Source organism: Levilactobacillus lanxiensis (assembly GCF_016861655.1).
Taxonomy (GTDB): Bacteria; Bacillota; Bacilli; order Lactobacillales; family Lactobacillaceae; genus Levilactobacillus; species Levilactobacillus lanxiensis.
In genome coordinates this window covers 17,161-43,679 of record NZ_BOLN01000009.1, presented here as the reverse complement: position 1 = coordinate 43,679, position 26,519 = coordinate 17,161, and the positions used below count along the sequence as shown (strand labels likewise).

At 50.3% G+C, this 26,519-nt stretch carries 17 protein-coding genes, 8 tRNA genes and 1 riboswitch; of the genes, 1 reads left to right on the top strand and 24 read right to left on the bottom strand.

Translation table 11 applies throughout. From position 1 onward, the window contains the following. Window positions 1–15 precede the first annotated feature (15 nt). The 17 genes from rpoC to JUF22_RS10890 form a co-directional block, all read right to left on the bottom strand. Complete coding sequence (gene rpoC, locus JUF22_RS10970) at window positions 16–3,663, bottom strand: DNA-directed RNA polymerase subunit beta' (protein WP_203646228.1); 3,648 nt, start codon at window positions 3,661–3,663, stop codon at window positions 16–18. 21 nt (window positions 3,664–3,684) lie between these two features. Continuing rightward, window positions 3,685–7,299 (bottom strand): DNA-directed RNA polymerase subunit beta, encoded by a 3,615-nt coding sequence (gene rpoB, locus JUF22_RS10965; RefSeq protein ID WP_203646226.1) that lies wholly within the window; start codon window positions 7,297–7,299, stop codon window positions 3,685–3,687. A 239-nt stretch (window positions 7,300–7,538) separates the two neighbouring features. After that, entirely contained in the window at window positions 7,539–8,141 is a 603-nt protein-coding gene (locus JUF22_RS10960; protein WP_203646220.1) for a TetR/AcrR family transcriptional regulator, read from the bottom strand. A gap of 327 nt (window positions 8,142–8,468) precedes the next feature. Next, entirely contained in the window at window positions 8,469–10,964 is a 2,496-nt protein-coding gene (locus tag JUF22_RS10955) for an ATP-dependent Clp protease ATP-binding subunit (protein WP_203646219.1), read from the bottom strand. 17 nt (window positions 10,965–10,981) lie between these two features. Then, on the bottom strand, window positions 10,982–11,449 hold the full coding sequence (locus JUF22_RS10950; protein WP_125765166.1) for a CtsR family transcriptional regulator: 468 nt from the start codon (window positions 11,447–11,449) through the stop codon (window positions 10,982–10,984). Window positions 11,450–11,647: 198 nt separating this feature from the next. Then, window positions 11,648–11,721: transfer RNA gene (locus JUF22_RS10945), tRNA-Pro, on the bottom strand. A 29-nt stretch (window positions 11,722–11,750) separates the two neighbouring features. Beyond that, window positions 11,751–11,824: transfer RNA gene (locus tag JUF22_RS10940), tRNA-Pro, on the bottom strand. A 37-nt stretch (window positions 11,825–11,861) separates the two neighbouring features. Further along, window positions 11,862–11,935: transfer RNA gene (locus JUF22_RS10935), tRNA-Arg, on the bottom strand. Between the two features lie 22 nt (window positions 11,936–11,957). Continuing rightward, window positions 11,958–12,043, bottom strand: a tRNA-Leu gene (locus JUF22_RS10930). A gap of 11 nt (window positions 12,044–12,054) precedes the next feature. Further along, window positions 12,055–12,126 (bottom strand) — tRNA-Gly (locus tag JUF22_RS10925). A gap of 27 nt (window positions 12,127–12,153) precedes the next feature. Then, a tRNA-Thr gene (locus tag JUF22_RS10920) sits at window positions 12,154–12,226 on the bottom strand. Window positions 12,227–12,262: 36 nt separating this feature from the next. Then, window positions 12,263–12,344: transfer RNA gene (locus tag JUF22_RS10915), tRNA-Leu, on the bottom strand. A gap of 38 nt (window positions 12,345–12,382) precedes the next feature. Continuing rightward, window positions 12,383–12,455 (bottom strand) — tRNA-Val (locus JUF22_RS10910). A gap of 458 nt (window positions 12,456–12,913) precedes the next feature. Next, complete coding sequence (serS, locus tag JUF22_RS10905; protein WP_203646218.1) at window positions 12,914–14,185, bottom strand: serine--tRNA ligase; 1,272 nt, start codon at window positions 14,183–14,185, stop codon at window positions 12,914–12,916. A 1,019-nt stretch (window positions 14,186–15,204) separates the two neighbouring features. Continuing rightward, window positions 15,205–15,837, bottom strand: coding sequence for a deoxynucleoside kinase (locus tag JUF22_RS10900; RefSeq protein ID WP_203637454.1), 633 nt, complete (start codon window positions 15,835–15,837; stop codon window positions 15,205–15,207). 215 nt (window positions 15,838–16,052) lie between these two features. Beyond that, window positions 16,053–17,564, bottom strand: a complete 1,512-nt coding sequence (locus JUF22_RS10895; RefSeq protein ID WP_203646217.1) for an amino acid permease — start codon at window positions 17,562–17,564, stop codon at window positions 16,053–16,055. Between the two features lie 119 nt (window positions 17,565–17,683). Beyond that, window positions 17,684–17,866: riboswitch (Lysine riboswitch) on the bottom strand. 60 nt (window positions 17,867–17,926) lie between these two features. Then, on the bottom strand, window positions 17,927–18,472 hold the full coding sequence (locus JUF22_RS10890) for a GNAT family N-acetyltransferase (protein WP_203646216.1): 546 nt from the start codon (window positions 18,470–18,472) through the stop codon (window positions 17,927–17,929). A 219-nt stretch (window positions 18,473–18,691) separates the two neighbouring features. Between JUF22_RS10890 and JUF22_RS10885 the strand changes: the two genes are divergently transcribed. Next, window positions 18,692–19,486, top strand: a complete 795-nt coding sequence (locus JUF22_RS10885; protein WP_203646215.1) for a lp_1002 family arylesterase — start codon at window positions 18,692–18,694, stop codon at window positions 19,484–19,486. An 812-nt stretch (window positions 19,487–20,298) separates the two neighbouring features. On the opposite strand, the gene JUF22_RS10880 is transcribed toward JUF22_RS10885, so the two are convergent. The 7 genes from JUF22_RS10880 to JUF22_RS10850 all read right to left on the bottom strand — a co-directional run bounded on the left by JUF22_RS10880 (window position 20,299) and on the right by JUF22_RS10850 (window position 26,437). After that, complete coding sequence (locus JUF22_RS10880; RefSeq protein ID WP_203646214.1) at window positions 20,299–20,967, bottom strand: phosphatase PAP2 family protein; 669 nt, start codon at window positions 20,965–20,967, stop codon at window positions 20,299–20,301. Between the two features lie 104 nt (window positions 20,968–21,071). Further along, window positions 21,072–21,527, bottom strand: a complete 456-nt coding sequence (locus JUF22_RS10875) for a threonine/serine exporter family protein (RefSeq protein WP_203646213.1) — start codon at window positions 21,525–21,527, stop codon at window positions 21,072–21,074. 16 nt (window positions 21,528–21,543) lie between these two features. Beyond that, window positions 21,544–22,299 (bottom strand): threonine/serine exporter family protein, encoded by a 756-nt coding sequence (locus JUF22_RS10870; RefSeq protein ID WP_203646212.1) that lies wholly within the window; start codon window positions 22,297–22,299, stop codon window positions 21,544–21,546. A gap of 151 nt (window positions 22,300–22,450) precedes the next feature. Further along, complete coding sequence (locus tag JUF22_RS10865) at window positions 22,451–23,098, bottom strand: metal-dependent transcriptional regulator (protein WP_203646211.1); 648 nt, start codon at window positions 23,096–23,098, stop codon at window positions 22,451–22,453. A gap of 61 nt (window positions 23,099–23,159) precedes the next feature. Next, entirely contained in the window at window positions 23,160–24,056 is an 897-nt protein-coding gene (locus JUF22_RS10860) for a cation diffusion facilitator family transporter (protein ID WP_203646210.1), read from the bottom strand. Between the two features lie 500 nt (window positions 24,057–24,556). Beyond that, window positions 24,557–25,120: a GNAT family N-acetyltransferase gene (locus JUF22_RS10855; protein ID WP_203646209.1), complete on the bottom strand. Its 564-nt coding sequence runs from the start codon at window positions 25,118–25,120 to the stop codon at window positions 24,557–24,559. Window positions 25,121–26,029: 909 nt separating this feature from the next. Further along, window positions 26,030–26,437: a MerR family transcriptional regulator gene (locus JUF22_RS10850; protein WP_236000772.1), complete on the bottom strand. Its 408-nt coding sequence runs from the start codon at window positions 26,435–26,437 to the stop codon at window positions 26,030–26,032. Window positions 26,438–26,519 lie beyond the last annotated feature (82 nt).

Sequence of the window (26,519 nt, the reverse complement as noted above, 5' to 3'; positions counted from 1 at the left end):
GTTGCCTAGTTGTCACTAAGCCTGTGAGTCTTCTTGCATTTGTTTTTCTAAGTCGCTGATAGAGTAAACGCCTTCGGTTGACGTACCGCCAACTTCTTTGGGCTTGATCTGACGGTAATCTGGCATCCCAGTCCCGGCAGGAATAATCTTCCCAATAATAACGTTTTCCTTCAAACCAACCAGTGGATCGTTCTTGCCCCGAATAGCTGCATCGGTCAAGACACGCGTCGTTTCCTGGAAGGATGCGGCTGACAAGAAACTGTTCGTTTCCAAGGCAGCCTTGGTAATCCCCAAGATAACTGGACGTGCGGTAGCAGCAATGCCACCATCGATCAACGTCTGGTAGTTAGCGCGACGGAAGTCTTGAATATCCATCAAAGTACCAGGTAAGACATCAGTGTCACCTGGGTCCATGATGCGGACCTTCCGTAACATCTGACGAACCATGATTTCCACATGCTTATCACTGATAGCAACACCTTGCATCCGGTAAACACGTTGAACTTCACCTAAGATGTAAGTTTCAGTTGATAAGACATCGCGAACCCGCAGCATTTCCTTAGGATCAACAGACCCATAGTTCAATGCAGAACCACGGTGGATAAAGTCGCCTTCAGTAACCCGCATGCGGGCAGTGATCGGTAACGTGTAACTCCGCGTATCGGCTTCACCCTTAATGGTGATTTCCTTGGTCCGTTCAGCTGGGTTTTCTTCGATTGATTCAACCGTCCCAGTAACTTCGGTAATCTCAGCTTTACCTTTAGGGTTCCGAGATTCAAATAATTCTTGAACACGAGGAAGCCCTTGGGTAATATCTTCGTTCCCGGCAACACCACCGGTATGGAAGTTACGCATGGTCAGCTGGGTACCAGGTTCACCGATAGATTGCGCGGCAACAGTCCCAACAGCTTCACCAACTTCAACTTCGTCACCAGTAGCCATGTTCCGGCCGTAACAATGTTCGCAAACACCATGTTCAGTGTTGCAAGTAAAGGCGGAACGAATGGTAACTTCTTCAACACCAGCATCAACGATCTTTTGTGCTGTGTCTTCAACGATCATTTGGTTCTTAGGAACGATAACGTCCCCAGTCTTTGGATCGTAGACGGTCTTTTGGGTGTAACGCCCTAAGATCCGGTCGTACAATGGTTCGATCATTTCGTTTCCATCAGTGATGGCACGAATCTTCAAACCACGGTCAGTCCCACAATCCTTTTCCCGAATGATAACGTCTTGGGCAACATCGACCAACCGCCGAGTCAGGTAACCTGAGTTGGCAGTCTTGAGGGCCGTATCGGTCATCCCTTTACGAGCCCCATGGGTCGAGATAAACATTTCCATCACAGACAGGCCTTCACGGAAGTTAGACGTGATAGGCAGCTCCATGATGTCACCACTAGGTGCGGCCATCAGACCACGCATACCGGCAAGCTGCGTAAAGTTAGAAATGTTCCCCCGGGCACCAGAATCACTCATCATAAAGATAGGGTTCTGTTGGTCAAAACTGTGAATCAAGGCGTTTTGAATGTCATCCTTGGCATCGTTCCAGATACCAATAACCCGTTCGTAACGTTCGTGATCCGTAATCAACCCACGACGGAATTGCTTCGTGACCGTGGCAACCTGCTTGTGGGCAGCATCGATGATTTCTGGCTTTTCTTTCAAGTCGGTAACATCGACCATCCCAACCGTCAGGCCAGACTTAGTTGATTCGTTGTAACCCAAGTCCTTGATCCGGTCAAGCAGTTCTGAAGTAGCCGTAACCTTGTATTGTTGGTAAACGGCAGCAATGATGTCGGACAAGAAGCCCTTCTTGAATGGTCCAATGATTTCTGCATTTTGCAGGTAATCATGAATGTCTTCACCAGGTTCCAAGAAGTACTTATCTGGAACGGCACCATTCAAGTTCGTGCTAGTTGGTTCGTTCAAGTATGGGAATGACTTAGGCAGGATGTTGTTGAAGATCAACTTCCCAACGGTCGTCACCATAATCTTGCTACGTTGTTCGTCAGTAAATGGCTTGTCTGGCATGGAAGAAACCTGAACACCCACACGACTGTGCCAGTGAACCAAACCGTTCCGGTAAGCCAGAACAGCTTCGTTGAGGTCGGTAAAGATCATACCTTCCCCTTCACGGTTATCTTCTTCCATGGTCAGGTAGTAGTTCCCGATAACCATATCTTGAGAAGGCGCAACAACTGGCTTACCACTGGCAGGAGCCAGGATATGGTGAGCAGCTAACATCAGCAAACGTGCTTCAGCTTGTGCTTCGTCAGATAAAGGCACGTGAATGGCCATTTGGTCCCCATCGAAATCGGCGTTGTAAGCTTCACAAGCCAATGGGTGAAGACGCATAGCTTTACCACTAACCAAGACTGGTTCGAACGCTTGAATCCCCAAACGGTGAAGCGTAGGGGCCCGGTTCAACAGAACGGGGTGTTCCTTGATGACGTCTTCCAAAACGTTAAAGACATCGTCATCTTCACGGTCGATTTGGCGCTTAGCGTTCTTAATGTTTGAAGCCAACCCACGGGCAACCAATTCCTTCATGATGAATGGCCGGAATAATTCCAAAGCCATTGGCACTGGCAGACCCATTTGGTTGAACTTGAGGGAAGGACCTACGTCAATAACGGAACGACCAGAGTAGTCAACCCGCTTCCCTAACAAGTTTTGACGGAAACGTCCTTGCTTCCCTTTCAACATGTGTGAAAGAGACTTCAATGGACGGTTACCAGGACCAGCCACTGGACGGCCACGACGACCGTTATCGATCAAGGCGTCAACGGCTTCTTGGAGCATCCGCTTTTCGTTTTGAACGATGATTCCAGGTGCATTTAAGTCCAGCAAACGCTTCAACCGGCTGTTCCGGTTGATAACCCGCCGGTACAAGTCGTTCAGGTCAGACGTCGCGAAACGGCCACCTTCGAGTTGTACCATTGGACGAAGATCAGGTGGGATTACCGGAATAGCATCCATTACCATCCACTCCGGACGGTTACCTGAAGTAACGAAGGCTTCCAGAATGTCCAGACGACGAACGGCACGCGTCCGTTTCTGACCAGTAGCTTCCTTCAATTCTTCTTTTAATTCAGTGACTTCTTTATCAAGATCTACGGCCATCAATAACTTCTTGATAGCTTCGGCACCCATTTCGGCCTTGAAAGCGTCACGCCCGTATTCAACGAGCTTGTCGCGGTAATCACGTTCGGAAAGCAATTGCTTCTTTTCGAGTGGCGTGTTACCTGGATCCAGGACAACGTATGAGGCAAAGTAGATGATTTCTTCAAGTGCACGAGGACTCATGTCCAGGACCAAGCCCATCCGACTTGGAATACCCTTGAAGTACCAGATGTGGGTTACAGGAGCAGCCAATTCGATATGGCCCATCCGTTCACGACGAACCTTAGAACGGGTAACTTCAACCCCACAACGGTCACAAACGACACCCTTGTAACGGATCCGCTTGTATTTCCCACAGGCACATTCCCAGTCCTTGGTAGGACCGAAAATCCGCTCGTCGAACAGCCCATCTTTTTCAGGCTTTAATGTCCGGTAGTTGATGGTTTCAGGCTTCTTGACTTCCCCGTAAGACCAGCTACGGATCTTATCAGGTGAAGCCAGCCCGATCTGCATGCTTTCGAACTTATTGACATCGACCAAAGAAGCGACCTCCCTTATTAATTAGTCTTGCGTGTTCGGTTGACTTTCATTTTTTGTTGATGTTGATGCAGCCTTGCTATCACCGGTCTGCGCAGCGGCTTTCCGCTGTTCTTCTTGCTGTTGGGCATACTTGCTCAAAGCATCAACGTTCACAACATCATCGTCATCGTCATCCATATCACGGAGTTCAATTTCTTCGTTGTTCCCGTTTAAGACCTTCATATCCAGACCCAAGGATTGTAATTCCTTGACCAGAACACGGAATGATTCAGGGACACCAGGCTTAGGAATTGGATCGCCCTTAACAATGGCTTCGTAGGTCTTAACCCGTCCAACCACGTCATCAGACTTGTACGTTAAGATTTCTTGTAACGTATAAGCGGCACCATAAGCTTCCAAAGCCCAAACTTCCATTTCACCAAACCGTTGGCCACCAAATTGCGCTTTACCACCAAGTGGTTGTTGCGTAACCAGTGAGTAAGGTCCAATGGAACGGGCGTGCATCTTGTCGTCGACCATGTGGGCCAACTTCAGGTAGTTCATGACACCAACGGCAACCCGCTTATCAAATGGTTCACCAGTCCGGCCATCATATAAGACGGTCTTGGCGTCAGAAGCCATCCCAGCTTCCTTGATAGCGTCAGCGATATCAGTATCACGCGCACCATCAAAGACAGGCGTTGCGACGTGAATCCCTAACTTACGAGCGGCCATCCCCAAATGCAATTCGAGCACTTGCCCGATGTTCATCCGGGAAGGCACACCCATGGGACTCAGCATGATGTCGATTGGCGTACCATCTGGCATGTATGGCATATCTTCTTCAGGGATAACGACTGAAACAGTCCCCTTGTTACCATGACGACCAGACATCTTGTCACCAACTTGGATCTTCCGCTTTTGCGCGATGTAGACCCGAACCATCATGTTAACACCAGGAGAAAGTTCATCACCGTTTTCACGCGTGAAGATCTTAACATCCTGGATGATCCCGCCACCACCATGTGGCACCTTAAGAGAAGTATCCCGTACTTCACGGGCCTTTTCACCAAAGATGGCATGGAGTAAACGTTCTTCAGCAGATAATTCAGTGACACCCTTAGGCGTTACCTTACCCACTAAGATGTCGCCGTCTTGAACTTCAGCACCAATCCGGATAATGCCGTCTTCGTCCAAGTTCTTCAAGGCGTCTTCACCAACGTTAGGGATTTCGCGAGTCATTTCTTCAGGTCCAAGCTTCGTGTCACGTGCTTCTGATTCGTATTCTTCAATATGAATCGACGTGTAAACATCATCGCGAACCAACCGTTCGTTGATCCCGATGGCATCTTCGAAGTTGTACCCTTGCCAAGTCATGAAGGCAACTAATGGGTTTTGGCCTAAGGCTAATTCCCCATTTTCCATTGAAGGACCATCAGCCAAGATTTCGTCGTTGTCGACGTGATCGCCAACCTTAACGATTGGACGTTGGTTGTAGTTCTTCCCACCGTTTGACCGGCGGAACTTCATCAGCTTGTAGGTGTCCAAAGCACCGTCTTCACGCCGAACTCGGATTTCACGAGCATCAACGTATTCAACAGTTCCTTCGTGTTGACTAATTAAAGCAACACCGGAGTCATGGGCAGCCTTGTATTCGATACCAGTCCCAACTAATGGCGCATGTGGGTCCAGCAATGGCACAGCTTGCCGTTGCATGTTGGCACCCATCAAGGCACGGTTGGAGTCATCGTTTTCCAAGAAAGGAATACATGCAGTGGCCACGGCAACAACTTGCTTAGGCGAAACATCCATGTAGTCAATCCGGTCAGCAGAAGTTTCGATGTTATTATCTTCGTCACGGGCCATAATCGTTTCCGTGTCGAATGAACCATCATCTTTTAACGGCGTGTTGGCTTGGGCCACAACGTAGTTATCTTCTTCATCAGCAGTCAGGTAATCGATCTTGTCGGTAACCTTGTGCGTATCCCATGAAACACGACGGTATGGCGTTTCGATGAACCCATACTTGTTAACCCGAGCGTAACTGGAAAGACTGTTGATCAAACCAATGTTAGGACCTTCAGGGGTTTCAATTGGGCACATCCGACCGTAGTGGGTGTAGTGCACGTCCCGAACTTCATAACCGGCACGGTCACGGGTCAAACCACCAGGCCCAAGGGCGGACAGACGCCGCTTATGGGTTAATTCACCCAGTGGGTTGGTCTGATCCATGAATTGAGACAGTTGTGAGGAACCAAAGAATTCCTTGATAGAAGCCACAACTGGGCGAATGTTGATCAATTGTTGTGGCGTTACCGTCGCAGCATCTTGAATAGACATCCGTTCACGCACAACCCGTTCCATCCGGGATAAACCGATCCGGAATTGGTTTTGCAGAAGTTCACCCACGGAACGAATCCGCCGGTTACCCAAGTGGTCAATATCATCGGTGTTCCCAATCCCAATTTGCAGGTCGAAGAAGTAGTTCATGGAAGCAATGATGTCGGCTGGGCGAATGTGCTTCAGCTTAATATCAATGTTGCCGTTCCCAATAACAGGGACTTCTTGTTCTGGGTCATCAGGTGATTGCACCTTAATGATTTGTAATTTAAGGGGTTCAGTGACAACGGCCTCGTCTGAAGGTTGGAAGGTGACCATCTTGAAATCGTCTTGATCCAAGAATGGGGCCAACGTCTTCATAACGTCCTTGTCAACGACCGTTCCCTTTTGCGCGATGATTTCACCGGTATCAGGGTCGGCCAACGTTTCGGCTAAAGTCAGGCCCAACAGACGGGTCTTTAAGCTCAGCTTCTTGTTCGTCTTGTAACGACCAACGGGAGCCATGTCGTAACGCTTAGGATCAAAGAACCGTGCGGTCAGCAAGCTCCGTGAAGAGTCAGCCGTCTTAGGTTCACCTGGGCGTAGGCGTTCGTAGATGTCCTTTAAGGACTCTTCGACACGGGAATCGTCGGTGTTCTTGTGGATATCCTTTTCCAAGGTTTGGGAAAGACTTTCGTTATCCCCTAAAATATCCAAGATTTCATCATCGGAACCGAATCCTAAGGCCCGAACTAATTCGGTCATTGGAATCTTCCGCGTCCGGTCAATCCGGACGTAAGAAACGTTCTTCGCGTCGGTTTCGAATTCTAACCAGGCACCCCGGTTAGGAATGACCGTGGCACCGAAGACGGTCCGGCCGTTCTTGTCAGTATCTTCATTGAAGTAAACCCCTGGTGAGCGGACTAATTGAGAAACAATAACCCGTTCTGCCCCGTTAATAATGAAAGTCCCTTGGGCTGTCATTAATGGGAAGTCACCAAAGAAGACGTCTTGTGATTTGATTTCGCCCGTTTCGTGGTTGGTTAAACGTAAAGTCACGTGCAGTGGTGCTGAATAGTTGGCATCGTGCTCCCGTGCTTCATCCACAGTATATTTGGGTTCAAGTAATTGATAATCAACAAACTCTAACGAAAGGTTTCCTTGAAAATCTTCGATTGGCATGATGTCGTCGAACATATCGCGCAAACCTTCGTCGAGGAACCAGTTGTAGGAATTGGTTTGAATTTCAATCAAGTTAGGTAAATCAAGGACTTCCTTGATTCGCGAATAGCTACGGCGCGTACGGTGTTTCCCGTATTTCACTAAGTGTCCTGCCAAGTTGTTCACCTCTCCTATTTATTCTGTGACCGGCCAAACCGAATGTTACATTTTGATTACAAATGCATCTACACCCGGTTTTTTGGCAAAAAAAATCCAAAAACAAACAAGTTGCTTGCTTTTGGCTTCTTATAATGGACGCTACCGGACAATATATCGGCGCGTTCAATTTCAGTTCACAGTTGCATACAAATGATATAATACTAAATCTATCGCTAAATGTCAATAAGGAACACTCATTATTTAACGGCAACGCCAAATAAAATCAAGCGAACCAGGGCCAGCGTCTGCTCATGCTGTGAGGCATCGGTTGGGCCGACGTGGTGGAACGTGTTGAACAGCGGACTCAGACTAGTCAAATAGAAAGAAGCCGCGTCTTTGGGCTCAATGTCCGGTTGTAACGTGACCACACCAAGTTCAAAGAACTGTTGTAAGGGCGTCAGGTAGTCTTGCATGAAGACCATCCCCAGTTGCCGCTTGTTCTCTGGCTTCAAGAACCGGAAGCTACTGTGGATCACCGTGAAGACGTCGCGTGGATGCACCCCCGTCAGGACCTCTGTCACCTCAGTTAAGGCTGCGACTGGATCTGGTTGGTCAACTGTCGCCAGCTCATCGTTAACGGCGAGAATGCCCTGCTGGACCTCTGCACCGACCGCCTTGATTACCTCTAAGAAGATGACCTCCTTATCACTGAAATGATGATAAAGGGCCGGCTGGGTAATGCCGACCTCCTTGGCGATATCTCTGGTCGATGTGGCTTGGTATCCTTGGGACAAGAACTGTTCCCGGGCTGCCTTCAAGATGGCCGCATGCGTGTGGCTTAACTGTTCTTCTCTCTTCATGGCTTCCGTCCTCTCATTTGATACCTGATGCCCAATTCCGGTAACCGTGTCTGCGGTTAACTATGGGGCCAGCAGAAGGCTGCGGACACTTCTACTTAACACCAGGTCTTTTCTAGTTGAGTTCAGTTTACCACATCTCACTTATCGCTTGTTAGACCAAGTTATTTTCTAGTCAAATCGTAACAAATTCCCTAACCGTTAACTGCTCCCAGGGCACAACAAAAAAGCACCCGACCGTCAGCCTCACACCCTGTGGTGGCAAGTGCCTGCTGACAATCGCGTACTTTTAGTTTTTCATTTCAACGATTCTTCTATTATTTAAGGCTTCTAGTGACTGGCAACCGTCTTCTTGGCTTCTGGTGACTTCACGTTAACCGTTACTTCACCCTTCGTTGCGCCAATCGTGACTTGATCACCGGTCTTGACCTCACCGTTCAACAGAGATTCGCTCAGCTTGTCTTCGACCTGCGTCTGCAGTGCCCGCCGAATTGGCCGTGCTCCGTACTCAGGATCGAAGCCCGCCTTAGCCACGGCATCAATCGCCGCTGGCGTAATCTTCAACTTGATGTCTTGTTCAGCCACCCGGTCCACGATGTGCTTAGCCATCAGCTTCACAATTTCGTGGAGTTCTGGCTTCCGCAGTGAGTGGAAAATGACCGTTTCATCGATTCGGTTCAAGAATTCTGGACGGAATGACTGCTTCAGGGTTGCCCGGATGGTATCGGACATTGCCTTGTAGCTGTTGGCCATGTCTTCAGCCCCGAATCCGACGGTCTTTTCATCCCGCAGCTTCGTGGCCCCCAGGTTAGACGTCATGATCAAGATCGTGTTTCGGAAATCAACCTTACGTCCCTTAGAGTCGGTCAGGTACCCATCGTCTAAGACTTGCAGCAAAATGTTAAAGACATCCGGATGGGCCTTTTCAACTTCATCAAAGAGGACGACTGAGTAAGGCTTTTGCCGAACTTTTTCAGTCAGCTGGCCACCTTCGTCGTAGCCCACGTAACCTGGCGCCGACCCAATCAAACGACTGGTTGAGTATTTTTCCATGTACTCACTCATGTCGACCCGGATCATGTTGTCTTCAGAACCGAACATGGCTTCAGCCAGCGCCTTCGCCAATTCGGTCTTCCCGACCCCGGTTGGGCCAAGGAACATGAAGGACCCAATTGGACGGTTCGGATCTTTCAATCCGGAACGTGCCCGCCGGATGGCCCGAGACACAGCAGAAACAGCTTCCTCTTGACCAATAACCCGGTTATGCAAAATCTTTTCCAGGTTGACCAGTCGATCAGCGTCCGTTTGCTTCAGCTGGGTGACCGGTACGCCGGTCCACTCAGCCACAACGTCCGCCACGTCCTCACCAGTCACGTCTAGTGCGTACTGATGGGTGTCATCGTCGGTTGCGGCAGCGGCCTTCGCCTGACGCGCCTCAACCTTTTCTCGGAGCGCCATTTCTTTCTCCCGCAGCTTAGCAGCGCGTTCGAAGTCTTGTTGTTCAATGGCCTTTTCCTTCTCGTCAGCCAAGTCCTTTAAGGCTTGTGCCTGCTTGGTTGCCGCCGTTGGCTTGTCCATTTGGTCGATACGCACCTTGGCTGCCGCTTCATCCATTAAATCAATGGCCTTATCAGGTAAGAACCGGTCACTGATGTAACGGGTTGATAGCTTAACGGCTTGGTCAATGGCTTCATCCGTGATATTCACGTGATGATGGTCTTCATAACGTGGCCGTAAGCCTTGCAGAATTTCTGTGGCTTCAGCTGGCGTTGGTTCGTTGACCTGAACCGTCGCAAACCGTCGTTCAAGGGCAGCGTCGGATTCAATGTACTTTTGGTACTCGTCCAACGTGGTGGCCCCAATGGTTTGGAGTTCGCCCCGGGCCAGCGCTGGCTTCAAGATGTTCGAGGCATCAATCGCCCCTTCAGCCCCACCGGCACCAATAAGCGTGTGTAATTCATCAATAAAGAGAATCACTTGCCCATCGTTGTAAATTTCTTCGATGACCTTCTTCAGCCGATCTTCAAATTCACCACGATACTTGGTCCCAGCGACCAACGAGCCCATGTCGAGCATCATCAGGCGCTTGTTTTGCATGTCTTCGGGAACGTTTCCGGCAACGATGCGTTGGGCTAAGCCTTCAGCAATCGCCGTCTTCCCAACCCCAGGTTCCCCAATCAGAACGGGGTTGTTCTTGGTCCGCCGACTTAGGATTTGGATAACGCGTTTAACTTCCTTGTTCCGGCCAACGGTTGGGTCCATTCGGCCTTCCTTAGCCGCATCCGTTAAGTTACGGGCTAAGGAGTCTAAAGTTGGTGTGCCACCTTGTGAAGCCGCTGCCCCGCGACGTGAACGGGCATCGCCACGACGTTTAGGCGTGTCAGAGATGCCCAGCTTACGCAAGACAACCTTGCGGGCATCGTTCAATTCGACGTTTAAATTCGTTAAGATGCGGGACGACAAAATGGTGTCGTCACTCAGTAGGGCTAACAGCAAGTGTTCCGTCCCAATCTTTGAGGCGCCCAACCGCTTCGCTTCGTCACCGGCTAAGGCTAACATGGCCTTGGCTTTGGGTGAGTATGGCAGGTAGCTGTCTTTATCCATGTCAGCCAGCGTGCCATACCCCGTAAAGCGTTCGATCTCTTCGCGGACATCATCGTCGCCGACAGAAAATTGTTGTAAGACTTTGTTGGCGATCCCGTTTTTTTCAATGGTGAGGGCTAACAGCAAGTGTTCCGTACCGACTGCCTGGTGCTTGAAATATTTTGCTTGTTCCTGTGCCAATACAAGGACGCTCTTAGCACTCGGTGTAAATAGGTTATCCATTGCAACTCCTCACTTTCTTAACTCTCGTAACGTAGGTGATTTAAAATTGAAATCAGAATCTGGGCGCGGACACGTTCATTCAGAGCCCGGTCACCCGTATTGACGGCATCCTTATCGATTGCTGCCAGGATGATATTGGCCTCTTGCCGATTAATCGACCCAGCCTCAAATAGGCTCCGGACCACCGATAGGCCATCGTGGCGGGTAATATGGTCCCCCACCGCGCTCACTAGTGAATCGATGAAATCTAGGTTGTCGAGCAACTTGACCTTTTCAATGCGAATATAACCACCGCCACCGCGTTTACTCTGAACGACGTAGCCGTCCTGAATCGTAAAGCGGGTCTTGATCACATAGTTGATCTGCGATGGCACGACATTAAACTGGTCGGCAATTTCCGCACGCCGGATTTCCACCTGCTGAGACTCAGCCAAAATCTGCTTCAGGTAAGACTCAATAATATCTGAAATATTTTGATTCTCCATTATCGTCCCCCCTTCGGTGCAGTTCTTCTGACTAATGTTGACTAATATTATACGAACTTTCCATGAAAATGCAAAGGATTAGACCGCATTTCACCGAGAAGTTCTGGAAGATAAGCATAACAAAAAAACGGCCGACTTCCAAACAATTAGTAAGGAAGTGACCGTTTCATTTTTCGTATGTAATTCGGGATAAAAAAATCGGGAAGACAAGATTTGAACTTGCGACCCCCACGTCCCGAACGTGGTGCTCTACCAAGCTGAGCTACTTCCCGAAATAGCCCGCTGACCTTGCGTCAGTTTATCGGGAAGACAGGATTCGAACCTGCGACCCCCTGGTCCCAAACCAGGTGCTCTACCAAGCTGAGCTACTTCCCGAAAAATTGCTTATGCGGTTATTCATAAGCAACAAAAATGCACCCAGTAGGAGTCGAACCTACAACCTTCTGATTCGTAGTCAGACACTCTATCCAGTTGCGCTATGGGTGCATAATGATATTAAGTTGTTGAATGCCGAGGACCGGGATCGAACCGGTACGGTCATCACTGACCGCAGGATTTTAAGTCCTGTGCGTCTGCCAATTCCGCCACCCCGGCAAAAGGGCAAAAGCGGAAGACGGGATTCGAACCCGCGACCCCCACCATGGCAAGGTGATGTTCTACCACTGAACTACTTCCGCAAATTGGCTATTTTATTTATGGTGCCATGCCGACTAGAGGATTCGAACCTCCGACCTCCTCATTACTAGTGAGATGCTCTGCCAACTGAGCTAAGTCGGCAAAATATTTTTAAAATATTTTGCAATATTTAGTTAATGCAGGTGAAGGGACTCGAACCCCCACGTCATAAGACACTAGAACCTAAATCTAGCGCGTCTGCCAGTTCCGCCACACCTGCAACGTTGGCGAACTAACCGCCAGGGACCGGGGTCCCAATGGAGGATACAGGGCTCGAACCTGTGACCCTCTGCTTGTAAGGCAGACGCTCTCCCAACTGAGCTAATCCTCCATATTTCCCGAAACAAGAACTGATGTCCTCGTTCGAAACAACTATTACAATTTACCATGTCTAGCAGATGATGTCAACAACTTTTTTAAAATATTTTGAATAAATATTCGTTGGTTGAATAACTAATCGCTTGACGACAAGTAACATTGTAGCTCATTCAGAATGAAAAAGCTAGTTTTTTTTCGAAAAACTTTGAGAAGTTTATTTCTCGCAATTCCCGGTTGGCTAGCTCATCAGCGTTCTGCGTGATGGACTAATTAACCAACAAAAACTATTTTATACGAAACCCCATAACTCGTCAACTAGAAATTACAAAAATATTCAAAAATATTCAAAAAATTGTTTTTTCACTCACTCCCCACCCCCGCATTTCGCACACAAAAAACAGGCAGACCCCCTATCCATCACGGATAAGGAACCCACCTGCTAGTGATTCAGGCTTATTTGATTTTTAAGTCCTACTTGGTGATCTTGGTGACGCCACCCATGTAAGGCACCAGGACATCCGGAATCGTCACGGAACCGTCGGCGTTTTGGTAGTTTTCCAAAATAGCGGCCACGGCCCGACCAACGGCCAAACCAGAACCGTTCAACGCGTGAACGTATTGCAACTTGCCATTGTCATCTCGATATTGGATGTGGGCCCGACGTGCTTGGAAGTCCGTCGTGTTTGAGCAGCTGGAAATTTCCCGGTACGTGTTTTGTTCTGGGAACCAGACCTCCAAATCATGCGTCATGGCGGCCGTAAAGCTCATGTCGCTGGTCGTCAACGTAATCACATGGTAAGCCAAGCCCAACTTCTGTAAGAGGCTCTCAGCGTGTTTCGTCAAAGCTTCCAGTTCATCCCATGAGTTTTCTGGCTTACAGAACTTCACCATTTCAACCTTGTTAAATTGGTGTAAGCGAATCAGTCCTCGGGTGTCACGCCCGGCACTCCCGGCTTCGGACCGGAATGCTGGCGTCAAGGCCGTGAACCAAACTGGCAGGTCCTCTTCAGGGATCACTTCGTCACGGTAATAGTTGACCAATGGCACCTCGGCGGTTGGAATCAACGTCATGTCTTCGTCGCGTAACTGGTAAACATCTTCCTTAAACTTAGGGAATTGGCCAGTCCCGTACATCGAGTCATCGTTGACGATGTAAGGTGGCAAAACTTCTTTGAACCCCGCCTTGGTATTTTCGTCCAAGAAGAAGTTGTAAACGGCCCGTTCCAGACGTGCGCCCAAGCCCAAGTAGTAGAGGTAACGGCTACCGGAAACCTTGGCACCGGCCTCAAAGTCCAGGATGCCTAAGTCTTCGCCCAATTCGTAGTGAGCCTTAGGCGTAAAGTCCAAGTTAGGCTTCTCGCCCCATTGACGGATCTCAACGCTACCGTCTTCCGTTAAGCCAACTGGCACGTTGTCGTTGGGAATGTTTGGTAAATGGGCAGCGGCATCGTGCACCTGGGCCTTTAAGTCATCGAGGTCGGCATCGATCTTCTTGATGTCGGCGCTGACCTGACGCATCTCGGTAATCTTATCGTTGGCGTCTTCCTTGTTGCGCTTCAATTGCGAAATTTCATCGGAGACCGTGTTCCGTTGGGCCTTCATGGTTTCACTCTTAACGATCAGTTCCCGGCGTTGGGCATCCAAAGCCAGTAAGCTATCGATATCAGCGGGATCAACACCCCGCGTGGCTAATTTTTCTTTAATAAAATCTGGTTCTTGGCGAATCAATTTCAAATCTAACATACAGTTGTGCTCCTCTCTTTTTCACGGATGATACAAAAAAGGCCTCCGTCACATGGGACGAAGACCTTCGCGGTACCACCCAAGTTCGCAGCTGGTTCACCCAGTTACACCCTTGAACATGATAACGGTCTGCACCGTGCGGCATTACCCGCCCACTTTAGTTAGTGCTGGAATGTTCGACGTTGCGGTTTGCAGCTTGCCCCGCTTCTCTGGCCGTCTACTGGATAGGCACTTCGTGTTTTTGAATACACTCATCATACCGCATTTCTTTTCCAATGACAATTGCCAATTGAAAATGGGGCTTGGCTAGTTGTTCGTTCCCGGCGGCGGGCTCAAGGTTCCCTGCTGTGGGGCCGGTTCCAGCCTGAGGGACGGGCTTCCACCTCAACTTTGAGCCTGGGGAGCGGTCTCAAAGGTTGTCCCGTGTTCTAAACTGAGAAGCCCCCTCAGTTAAGAACACCGACACAGCTGCTCGCCTTGGCCCGCCTCTGGTCACTTAGACTGGCCATACCATTTTCAATTGGCGTGGTCCTAGCCGCCCTGTCTCACTCTGGCTGACAGTGGTAGTGGTCAACGTCCCCTCATGTGCGTGTTATTTGACGTATATCCTGCTTTACCCCTCCAACAACACTAGCAGGTCATTAAAGTAACTGACGCAGCCTCAGATTCGCTCAGGGACCTACCGCAATGTTGTAGCCATTTAGCGAACGGCAAAGTCATCCCCCACTATACAATCAAAGAGCCGGCCACTTTTGCTTAGTGCTACTGGAACCGGAAGTCACCAAATGGACTGCCCTGTGTCGGTGTTCTTAGACCGAGCGGACTTCTCGGCCTTAGAACACCGGACGACCTTTAAGACGCGATTTTTGCGGCTTAAAGGCGAGCTTGAAGACCGCTTCTCAGGCTTCAAGCGTTCCCCATAGGGCAGCCCATTTGAGTGACTGGAGGTGGAAGTAGCGCTAAGCAAAAGTGGCTCCGTGCCCGGGGGCGCGGAACCACTTTATTTTTGTAGCAATGTTTTACAGTGAAGCAATTTTTTCGTCAATCAAGTGTAAGACTTGGTCACGCGCAGCTGGGTCTTCCACGAAGTCCAGCTTGTCGCCGTCAATTTGCATCTTAGGTGACTTGTCGTAGGCGTTGTACCAGTCAACGTAACGTTGATCGAGTTCTTGGTAGTATTTGTAGAGGCTGGGGTCATGGTCGATTTGTTCGTATGACCGGCCGCGCTTCTTGATCCGTTCCAGCATCGTTTCAAAGGAGATGTTGATGTGAATCAGTAAGTCTGGGTTCTTCTTGTGTGTCGCGTCAGGTAATTCTTGCATCATGTTGGCCAACAGGGAATCGTAGATGTCGACTTCCGTGCTGGTGGCCCGGCCTAAGTCGGCGTTCAAATGGAAGAGTAAGGAATCCTCAAAGATTGAGCGGTCCAAAACACTTTCATCATCGGCGTTGGCAGCCTTGATGTTGTCCAAACGCTTGTTTAAGAAGTAAATTTGAAGCAAGAAAGCATACTTCTGGGGGTTCTGGTAGAACAGTGGCAAGATTTTGTTGTCATCCACTGATTCATAAAATGCTGGTTTGTTTAAGTGTTCGGCTAACAAAGTGGTTAAACTCGTTTTGCCGGCTCCGATAGTTCCCGATAATACAAGCATGCAATCTCTCCTTTAAATAACGACGCGCCGGCTTTTTTCGTCCGGCCAAAATTTCAACACCACATATTGTACCAACCTCATGGGTAAAAGACAATATGTCGTGGCCATTTTCTCTCTAGCCAATCCGTTAAAAACGGCGCCTAGACCGACTATTCGCCGACTAGACGCCGTTCAGATTTATTTAAAAATTTCGTGTGCCCACACTAATTTCTAGTTTAATCGTTTGAAGTAGCATCCGCCTTAACTTCTTTTAACGTGCCTTCCTTATGAACAGGGGCAACGTCAACTTCGCTCAGCGGAATCAACTTGGTGTGCTTCTTGATCTTGTAGCCGATGTAAAGGACTAAGACCAATGGCACACTGATGTAGGTGACCAAGACTTGTTCCCAGTTACCTGAGAAGAAGGATTGTGGGTCTTGCCCAACAATCACAGCCACACAGAGAATCAACGCCAGGATTGGTCCGATTGGGAACCACTTTGCGTGATAGCTCAGTTCGGACAGCTTGTGTCCTTGCTTGATGAATGCCCGACGGAACCGGTAATGTGACAGCGCAATCCCGAACCAAGCGATGAACCCGGTCAGCCCACTAGCAGCAACCAGCCACATGTAGATTTGTGGACCCGCAATACTACTGATAAAGGTCAACGCAGCGACAATGGTCGTGGCAAACAAGGCAGGATAAGGAATCCCGTTCTTCCCAGTCTTTTCGAACAATTGTGGTGCGTAACCTTCCTTAGACAGGGAGTACAACATCCGTGTGGAAGCGTACATCCCAGAGTTTGCAGCGGAAATCACGGACGTTAAGATAACGGCGTTCATCACACTAGCGGCAGCGGCCAAGCCGGCACGCTGGAAGACCAACGTGAAAGGACTGATGGCGATGTCGGTTGCGGAAGAACCTAACAGATCCTTACTGGTGTAAGGTAAAACGGCGGCAATCACAAAAATAGCTAAAATGTAGAATAAGATAATCCGCCAGAATACGGAATTGATGGCCTTGGGAACACTGTGTGCTGGATCTTCAGATTCACCAGCGGTAATCCCAACCAATTCAGTTCCTTGGAACGAGAACCCAGCAACCACGAAGACACTCAGAATTGCGGGGAAGCCCCCAACGAATGGGGCCTTCTTGTACGTGAAGTTTTCCAAGCCAGTGGCGTGACCACCCATGATTCCCACGATGGTCATTAACCCAACGGCTAAGAAGACGAAGATGGTGACAACCTTGATCAAGGACATCCAGAATTCCGTTTCCCCAAAGGCTTGAACGGCCAAGGCGTTGATCAGGAAGACGATGCCTAATGCAATGGCACTCCAGATCCAACTTGGGACCCCGGGTAACCAAAACTTCATGACCAGTGCGGCGGTTGAAATATCAACGGCAACCGTAATGGCCCAGTTGAACCAGTAGTTCCAGCCCATGGCAAACCCTAAGGCTGGATCAACGTACTTGGCTGAGTAAGCAGCGAACGAGCCAGAGATTGGCATGTTCGTGGCCATTTCACCCAAGCTGGTCATCAGGAAGTACACCATCAGACCCATGGCAACGTAAGCAACCAGCGCACCACCAGGCCCGGCCGTTGAAATAGCCGACCCACTGGCGACGAATAACCCGGTCCCAATACAGCCACCTAACGCGATCATTGAGACGTGACGTGTCTTGAGGCCCCGCTTGACCTGATCAGAGGCCCCGCTGGTTGTTGCGTTTGTCATACTTTGTTCCATAAATGTTTCCTCCTTCTTATTTTAGAAGGACTTCCTCGAAACGACCCAGTGAACTAAAAAATCTCCTTCGCAATAAAAGCCCGCGAAAGAGATTGGAAAATTCATTATTCCAAGTCAATATCGTTGAAAGCGCCCCGCAACCCCTATTCGGCTGCGACAGTCCCTGATTTATTCAACCAGGACCCAACCTACACGCTATGTCCTCACGCGCAGGTTTCGGCGACCGCCCCTTTTGCTTTCCATCTGCGATGTTGACCCATCTCAGGAAAGCGACTCTTGTTGGTCGCACCTCTTCTATTCGATACTCTGTAGTATACGCATCCCTACCAAATATTGCAAGATGAAATTTCGATTAGAATGCATTATTTTTCTACTGGTTGCAGCGTCAACCGATACAAAGCCTGTGGGGCCACGGGTTCACCCGTGATGCTGGGCCCGACAAAATGGTCCAAGACCAGCTGAAAGCCTAACTTTTCTAAGACCCGGGCCGACCGATGGTTGCTGAGATAGCAGGTTGCCCAGACGGTCTGTGGCTGCTGACTCGCCTGCCGGACCAGTTGCAGACTGCCGTCCAAGGCCTCGGGCATGATGCCCTGTCCCCAGTCGATGGGGTCCAGAAAATACCCCAGGTCATACTCGCCTGTGCTTGGCTCACCCGCATCCCCGGTGTGCTGATAAAATAAAATCGTCCCCATGAAGCGACGTGTCGCCTTGTCTTCTATGGTAAACGCAAAGGGACTTTGGCGGTCAGCCGCCAGCCACCGTTTGACCTGTTCCGGGTCCGCATCGGCGGGTGACCCGTTCGCCGCGGCCACAGCCGGCAACGTCAACAGGCGTTGGTACCCCGGGAAGTCACTTTCGGTCAGCGGCCGTAACCGCACCCGCGCCGTCTCACTCATTTTCTCCATCACCTGACCCCCTCATTTCTCATCATCCCCGCACCACGCAACTTGTCAGGTCACTACCTAACCCGTTGGTGAATGCGGTATACTTTAAGGTGAATGCGTTCGGCCAGTCCATCGGCGACCGAACCCCGTTTCGTTGACAGGAGCCGTCCACAAATCTGTGAGCGGTCGCGTTCACGAAACAATTAATCTTATCATGACTTATTTTGGGAGGTTTCGCAATTGAAAACAATCACTTTGCCACTCGCGCCCACGTCGAAGGCTTACTTACAAGGGTATCTGCGCGAGCCAGCTGAAGACACGGGCACCTATCCCGCCATCATCATCGTTCCCGGCGGCAACTACACCCACATCCCTGAACAACAGGCCGAGGACTTGGCGTTAGCCTGGTCAGCGCGTGGCTACCAGGCCTTCTTCCTGCGCTACACGTTTGTCGGTGAAAAGACGCCGCTGTTGCCTACGCCCGTCGTGGAACTGGCTAAGGGGATGGCCCTGCTGCGGCGCAATGCCAACAACTGGCAGATTGACACGGATCATATCTTCGTGGCGGGCTTCTCCGTCGGCGGTCACATTACCGCGCTGTTCAACGACCTGTGGCACGACGAGGCCTTTAACAAATTAGCTGGCACGACGCCCTACGAAATTAAACCGCGGGCCGTCATTCTCGGCTACCCGGTCATCACGCCGGCAGCGGGCTACCCCACGGATGCAGACATGCTGGCAAAATGGACGGATGATCCGACCAGCATCGCGGCGGATAAGCTCGTCAACAGTCGTAACGTCGCCACCTTCATCTGGGTCACCGCAGAGGATCCCCTGGTGCCCGTGCAAAACGCCTTCGACTACGCCCAAGCATCAATCGCGGCCAACGTGGACACGGAGCTTCACGTCTTCCATCAAGGCCCCCACGGCTTAGCGTTAGCCAACCGCGTCACGGCTTGGAAGCCGGGGACGGCGCTGCCACACGTGGCGCACTGGGTCGACCTAGCCGAAGAATGGCTCCACGAACTGGACTAGCACTTCCGCGTTCATTCGCCTTGCCGGGCGGTGAAAATGGTCCCGCTCAGTCCGTTCCCGGCGGCGGATTCAAGACGGTCTGCTGTGGGGAACGACACCAGCCTGAAGAGCGGTCTGGGGCCTCGCCTTGAAGCCTCGCTAAAAATCGCGAGTCTCCAAGGTCGTCCCGTGCTCTAAACTGAGAAAATCACTCAGTTAAGACCACCGACACAGCTGCCCGTCTTGATCCGCCTCTGGTCACTCACGTGGTGCGAAACTTTTCACTGACCGGACGACTGACGCAGTGTTAGCCCAATTCGGTCCATTTCGTGTTTTACTGTGGGTACATTAATTTAACAAATTGACTTTTTTCAGACGCCTTCACGCATTTTTTTACGTGGAGGTGTTTTCTTTTGCCTCTTCCCTCTTCAACGACAACTATTATTCGATGATAGAGTCTTAAACGCTAAATCAATATTCACCACAACACTGGCCGGAACCAGCGTGCTGACCACTGCAATAGAAATATCAGAAAATTTATACTACTCACCACAACACCGTTTCTACGGGCTAAACAAGTGTCAGCCGCAGGGATGGTGAAAATATACTCAGCCGTGGGAGTTCCCTTAGTGGCTTTGCCGCTTAGGGAACTGCTATCTTTGAGACGCGCTTCTCAGCGGCTCAAAGTAAGTCTGGAGACCGCCCTTTGGCTCCAGACGCGCGCCCACAGCGTCACGGTATATTTTCACCATCCCGGAGGCGAATCCAACAACAAAATTTAGCCCATAGAAAAAACGTGTCAGCCACTGGAAAAAGTGGTTGGCACGTTCTCATTAAATTTCAGATTTCTTCAGCAAAGGCCAGTGTTGCATCATCGGCGCTAAGCGAATGTACAGCCCCTCTGCCACCTGTAACCACAGGTAAGCCAGCAGGACTGCCCCAATCGTATCCGTTGGGAAGTGGGCGTTTAAGTACACCCGGGAGATCATGACCAGCACCATCCACACAATGAGGACGATTCGGAGCAGCCATGCTTTCCAGGCTGCCATGATCATCGGCATCAGGATGACCCAGATCATCGCAATCAGCAGGAAGGTGCCGAACACGTGACCACTGGGGAAACTGTAGCCGTCATCGATGGCCAGGTGACCCGATGGCCGCGCACGTTTGACCAGGCTCTTAACCAGGCTGGCAATGACATCCCCCCCGGCCAGTGTCGCCAGACACCAGAGTGCAGGAATTTTGAACTTGAAGCCCCACAGCAGAAACGCCAGAATCAACACCCAAATAATGTCCAATTTCGGTTCCGCTAGACTCGTTACTCCCCGATACAGCAGCGTTTTCCACCCCGGTTGGTTCTTCTGAATCACATCGACAATCGATGAATCCAGAAAATCCACGTAGGCGTTTTGCGCCTTTATGTAAACGGCCACGACCAAGAACAGTATGGTGGCAAGCGTAAACTTCCACGGCCGATCGCGGTCCTTATTAAATAGCATCATGATTATTTATTCCTTTCGTCATACCCGATTCTGGGAAAAACCCCTAGCAATGAGTATACCACCCCACACCTAAATTTCTAGGCTTCTCCCCAGTATTAACACTTTTATAAACGCTTCCGGTGCCGCCAGAAGCGGCGTTGAATCCGGTTGACCAATTCCGAGAGGAGAAAGCCAAAGGCGATTGCCCCGGAAATCATGACCACCTGGAGCAAGAAGACCAGCGCCGTGGAGTTATTGCCCAGCGCAAAGTTTTTGATCATCTGGTACGCCTGACCCCCAGGCACCAGCGGCACAATGGCCGGGATGTTAAAGAGAATCATCGGCATCTTTTTTAATTTAGCCGCCTGCAGCGAGGCGACCCCAATCGCCACGGCGCCCAGCAGGTTGCCAATCACGTAGCCGCCGCCCCACAACACGGTGAAGCGGTACAGCACATAGCCCAGCACCCCAATCCAGCCGCCCACGTTGAGCGCGCGCCGGGGGATGTTGATGAGGATGCCAAAGGCAAGCGTGGCCACGTAGGTTCCCGCCACTTCGATGATAAATTCTAAGACCGACATGCCGTTTCCTCCTCACTCATAGAAATTGTAAGACCATGGCGATACCAAAGCCAATCGCGGCCGCACTCACCAGAGCCTCGACGCCACGGGCGGGCCCGCTGACCAGGTTGCCGGCAAGGATATCGCGCACCGAGTTGGTGATGGGCACCCCGGGAACCAGGGGCATGACGCTCCCAATGATAATGTCATCGACGCTATTGCCCAGACCCATATGCACGAACACCACGGCCATCACGCCAATGGCGGCCGCCGCAGTAAATTCGGACAAGAACCGAATCTGAATGAATTTGTTCAGCACGTAGTAGACCCACCAGCCCAGCATCCCCACCAAACAGGTGATCCAGAAGTCTGGCAGATTGTGCCGGAAAACCACTTCCAATGGCCCACTGACCATGGCCGCGGCCACCATCTGGAGCCAAAACGGAAAGTACCGGCTGACACTGTCCAGATGGTCCAACCGGTCGGCGAACTGACGCAGGTCAATCTTGTGATCGGCATACTGGCGCGACAGGTCGTTGACCACGGCAATTTTTTCCAAATCAAAGGTCCGGCGCTTGACGGGTTCAATCTGAGCCCCCACCTCGCCGTTGATGGCCATGAGAATCCCGGTGATCATCACGAATAGCTGACTGGTCTGCGCCCCGGCATTGTGGGCGATGCGGGTCATCGTATCCTCGACCCGCTCAATTTCCGAGCCATTTTCAATCATGATCCTGCCGGCGGTAAGCGCGGTGTGCAAGATTAATTGGTCCCGCTTTTTTTGACTACTCATCCCGGTCCCCTTCTCTTTTTAGACTTTTCGACTATTATACGGCATGGCGCCCGGCTGGGGAAATACACAATTTAACATTTACCCAAAATTTCTAACTCCGGCCAAATAAAAAGTCCGCAACCGAGGTCGCAGACTAACCAAAATTTCAAGCTTATTTAACAAAAATGTAGTGGGCCGCCTTGTAACTCACGATGAGTTCGGCGTTGTCCGTCAGGTTTTGCACCGTCACGGGACCCTCGAACGGATCGTGCTTCAAGACCTTTAGTTGATCCCCGATATCCAATTTCAAATCGCCCAGATAGGTTAACAGATCATGGTTATCAATGAATCGGTCGACCGACACAATTTCTCCGTCGGCGGCATCGTTCAACACGGTATGACTATCTTCGTGATAGTGGCCGTAACGGTCGGGAATCACGCCACCATGGGGACAGTGCGTGGGGTTCCCCAACATGTCATCCAGAGCGTTGACCATTTTAGCACTCGTTACGTGTTCCAAAACCTCAGCCTCATCATGCACGTCAGGCAAATCATAGTTCAGCTTCTCGACTAAGAAAACTTCCCAGATTCGGTGCTTACGGACCAAATCTTCCGCCAGCCGAATCCCTTTGTTGGTCAACGAAATCCCGGCATAGGGCGTATGCTCAGCCAGGCCTTCCGCGGCCATCTTGTTGACCATTTCCGTTACGGAACCGGCCGCAATATTCAAGCTAATGGCAATTTGTTTGTTGGAAACCTTTTTCTGTTTGCCACCCAGCTCGAAAATAATTTTTAAATAATCCTCCTTCATCGGAGTCATCACAGTTCACCTCATCTAGATTGTGTCTCATTTATACCGCGAATTTCCCCGAAGTGCAAGGCTAATCATGCCGCCAGTCGTTCTGATCATAGAAGAGATCTTCGTCCTGACCCCGTCGGCACTCGGCCTGAATCGTTACGTGGTTCACCCCATACTTGTGACACAGTAGTGCTTCTATCTGCCGGTAGATTGGTTCGATTTTGCTCAAAGGCAGGTCGTCCATGTTCACGTGGACTGAGAAAACAATGTTGTTCTCATCAATTAACCAGGCGTGAATATGATGGACCCCTTCGACCTCAGGCAGTTGGCAGAGGTCGTGGGCAATCGCATCGTAGTCCAGCTTCGGTGAGGCTTCCATCAGGATACCAAACGTCTGCTTGATGATGGGCCACGACTCGTACACGATGTACGCGGCCACCAAAATCGTAATCAACGGGTCGACCCAGCTGATCTGCCAAACAGTGATCAGCACGGCCCCCACGATAACCCCCACGGAAGCCAAGGCATCGCTCAACAGGTGCAGGTACGTGGCCCGAATGTTCAGGTTGTGCTTGGCGCCATGGTTGAGTAACACCGTGGAAAACAGGTTGGCCAGAAAACTAATGACGGCCACCAGCAACATGATATCACCCTTGACCGGTTCCGGATGCAGCAAACGCCGTACGGCCTCACCCGCCAAAACCAGAGAAATAATGACCAGCACGCCGGCATTTAACAGCGCCGTTAAAATCTCAGCGCGGCGGTACCCATACGTGTTGCTCCGGGTCTGACGGCGCCCCCCAATGCGGTGCGCCGCGTAACTCAGTACCACGGAGAACGCATCCCCTAAATTATGAAACGCATCGGACAGCAGTGACAGGCTCCCAGAAAACAGGCCCCCTACCAATTCAAAAATCGTAATGACCACATTTAACACGGTGACCAGTAGGAACCGACCGCCCGACAGACTCTTCTCCAATTGCTCCGCCCCCATTACCTTGCTACTCTCCATTATCGCAGAGTTTAGGGTAATTGAAAAGCCGGTTTTCGGCGAACCTCACGTTTTTGTTGGTTCTTGGGTCTTGTGTCTTGATTTCGCCTCCGGGGTCCGAAAAAATGGGCCGTGACGCTGTGGGCGGACGGTTGAAGCCTGGGAGGCGGTCTTCAGCCTTACTTTGAGCCGCCAAGGGCGCGTCTCAAAGGTACCAGTCGTCTAACCGGCCTAGCCGGTTAGACGACTCCCACGGCTTAGCCCATTTTTCCGGACCCCTGCGGCTGAGACTGGTTTAGACCCGTTCGCCAACCTGCTCTTCCGATACCCCCTACTCTTCGCATAACTATAATCCATCTCAGCAATCGGCAAGACCTACGAAAAAGGGTCGATTCCGCTGAAAGCGAAACCAACCCTTTATTATAGTAGATTTAAGTTTATTTTGGCGTCAGTAAATGGCACCCAGACCCGTCAGGTCAGTCGTTGTCCTACTTAACCGTTTCAGTCGTTGCCAGATGTGCTGGCTTAGCGTTGGCCGTTAACCGTTCGTAGGCAAAGTCGGTCGTACCGGGCATCCCCGCTGCGGCTAAATCAATCGTCCCAGTTTCACTGAAACCGCTCTTCTTGATGATGTGTTGCATCGCCATGTTTTGGGGATGCGTATCGATCCGGATACTTTCGATAGAAGCAGCGTGGTCGATTTGGTCAAATAACCGTTGGAATAATTGCCCAGCCAGTCCACGACCGTGATGGTGGCTAGATACTGCTACGCGGTGAATAGCCAAGTATGGGGCTTGCTTGGTCAGCCACTGACCATCGATCTGTTTATAGGTCGGATCCTCCCCGGGAATCAATGCAGCGGTCCCTAAAATTTCGTTGTTTTCTTCCAAAACAACGGTCCAGCCTTGGTGAATGTCATCAACTAAGATTGACGTGGTGGGGTAAGCCCCCTGCCATTGGTCAATTGCTTGGGCAGCGAGTAATTCTCGTCCGTCCCGGATAATCGATTCAATTTGTGGTAAGTCAGCCATAGTAGCTTGTCGTAACAGCATGTGTTAACACCATCCTTCTAGTTTTGTTTTAAAGCGATTTTGTAATCTTAACACGTTCGCCAAAGAATACAACAAAATAAATCCGCTTTTTCCAAACATTTTCACTAGAAAGTCATGAAAGCTGACAACCACGCGTTTTATGGCCGATTTGGTTTCTCATTTTTCGTTCATTTTCTTAAGGTTATTTCATGTTTTCATAAACGTTTCAGGCCCTTAACGCTTATACCTACCTGGTAACTTTAGCCTTTATATAATTGTTGTTGGCGCCCAGTCCATTATCCATAGAAGACATCCCCCGGCCCGGTAATCCTGATCTAGACCAACAACACACCGCAGGACCGGTGGACTTGTTTCGGTCTAAATCTATGTTAGCCGTGAGGGCGGCGTAAATGGGCTCAGCCGTGGGAGTTACCTTACCGGCTCTGCCGGTTAGATAACTGGTATCTTTGAGACGCGACCTTGGCGGCTCAAAGTAAGGCTGAAGACCGCTTCCCAGGCTTCAGTCGCCCGCCCACAGCGTTCCGGCCCATTTACGCTGCCCGGTAAGGCGGACTCCAACATCAATTTTAGGCCGAAAAAAAAAGCCCATCCGAGAACTTTCTAAACTCGGATGAACCTAGCGGGAGCAACGGCAGGCGAGTGAAAAATAAAAAATGTTATTTTTCATAAAACACGTCGTTTTAGTTTCACGATTGCTTACGCTGACATAGTGCCAACGTAGTCCATGCGCAAGATAAACGCGCTATTACTAATGGTTATTCGCCTGGTTTCACAACACGTCAACAACATGATTGACCACCAATCCAGCCAGAAGATCGATTGGTATCGAAAGTTTTTTCTGCCAACCACCAAATGCTCTCCCGTGTCTTCAGATTACCATTCTTACCGGCGATAAACAATGAAATCGCCCTATTTCGTGCTAGCAATCAGCTTAAATTGCCATTTACCGTCAATTCGTTCAGCAACTAGGTCTTTGCCAGGCTCCGGATCAAAGCTCCCCAACTTAATTTCAGTATGTTCCGCGTCGATGTCCATTGTCACGAAACGTCCCTCAAAGAAGGAACGCAGCATGTCAAAGTAAGCGCCCCGCCGTTGGGCTTGCTTAACGGCCCCCGCTAAAGTATAGCCATCGTCCAAGTACGTTTTAATCTGTTGGACCTTCAGCACCGTCTTATAGGAAAACTTACGGTTCTTCCCATCGCTGGAGCTCTCGCTGTGAATGTAGCCCTTACTCTCCCAGTAGCGCACCTGGCTCTGCGACACCCCAGTTGCTGCGGCCACATCGCCAATTCCTAAAATTAGTTTTTCAATTGGCATTTTTTTTAATAAATTTGAGACATCTTCGTTCATGTACGTAACGTCCACCCTTCGTCATGGCTTTAAGAGAAATTCAATTATA

Coding starts and splice junctions, on each gene's coding strand:
- JUF22_RS10960 (WP_203646220.1), bottom strand. CDS start 8,141: ATGAAGAGAGAAGAACAGTTAAGCCACACGCATGCGGCCATCTTGAAG.
- JUF22_RS10955 (WP_203646219.1), bottom strand. CDS start 10,964: ATGGATAACCTATTTACACCGAGTGCTAAGAGCGTCCTTGTATTGGCA.
- JUF22_RS10950 (WP_125765166.1), bottom strand. CDS start 11,449: ATGGAGAATCAAAATATTTCAGATATTATTGAGTCTTACCTGAAGCAG.
- serS (WP_203646218.1), bottom strand. CDS start 14,185: ATGTTAGATTTGAAATTGATTCGCCAAGAACCAGATTTTATTAAAGAA.
- JUF22_RS10900 (WP_203637454.1), bottom strand. CDS start 15,837: ATGCTTGTATTATCGGGAACTATCGGAGCCGGCAAAACGAGTTTAACC.
- JUF22_RS10895 (WP_203646217.1), bottom strand. CDS start 17,564: ATGGAACAAAGTATGACAAACGCAACAACCAGCGGGGCCTCTGATCAG.
- JUF22_RS10890 (WP_203646216.1), bottom strand. CDS start 18,472: ATGGAGAAAATGAGTGAGACGGCGCGGGTGCGGTTACGGCCGCTGACC.
- JUF22_RS10880 (WP_203646214.1), bottom strand. CDS start 20,967: ATGATGCTATTTAATAAGGACCGCGATCGGCCGTGGAAGTTTACGCTT.
- JUF22_RS10875 (WP_203646213.1), bottom strand. CDS start 21,527: ATGTCGGTCTTAGAATTTATCATCGAAGTGGCGGGAACCTACGTGGCC.
- JUF22_RS10870 (WP_203646212.1), bottom strand. CDS start 22,299: ATGAGTAGTCAAAAAAAGCGGGACCAATTAATCTTGCACACCGCGCTT.
- JUF22_RS10865 (WP_203646211.1), bottom strand. CDS start 23,098: ATGACTCCGATGAAGGAGGATTATTTAAAAATTATTTTCGAGCTGGGT.
- JUF22_RS10855 (WP_203646209.1), bottom strand. CDS start 25,120: ATGCTGTTACGACAAGCTACTATGGCTGACTTACCACAAATTGAATCG.
- JUF22_RS10850 (WP_236000772.1), bottom strand. CDS start 26,437: ATGCCAATTGAAAAACTAATTTTAGGAATTGGCGATGTGGCCGCAGCA.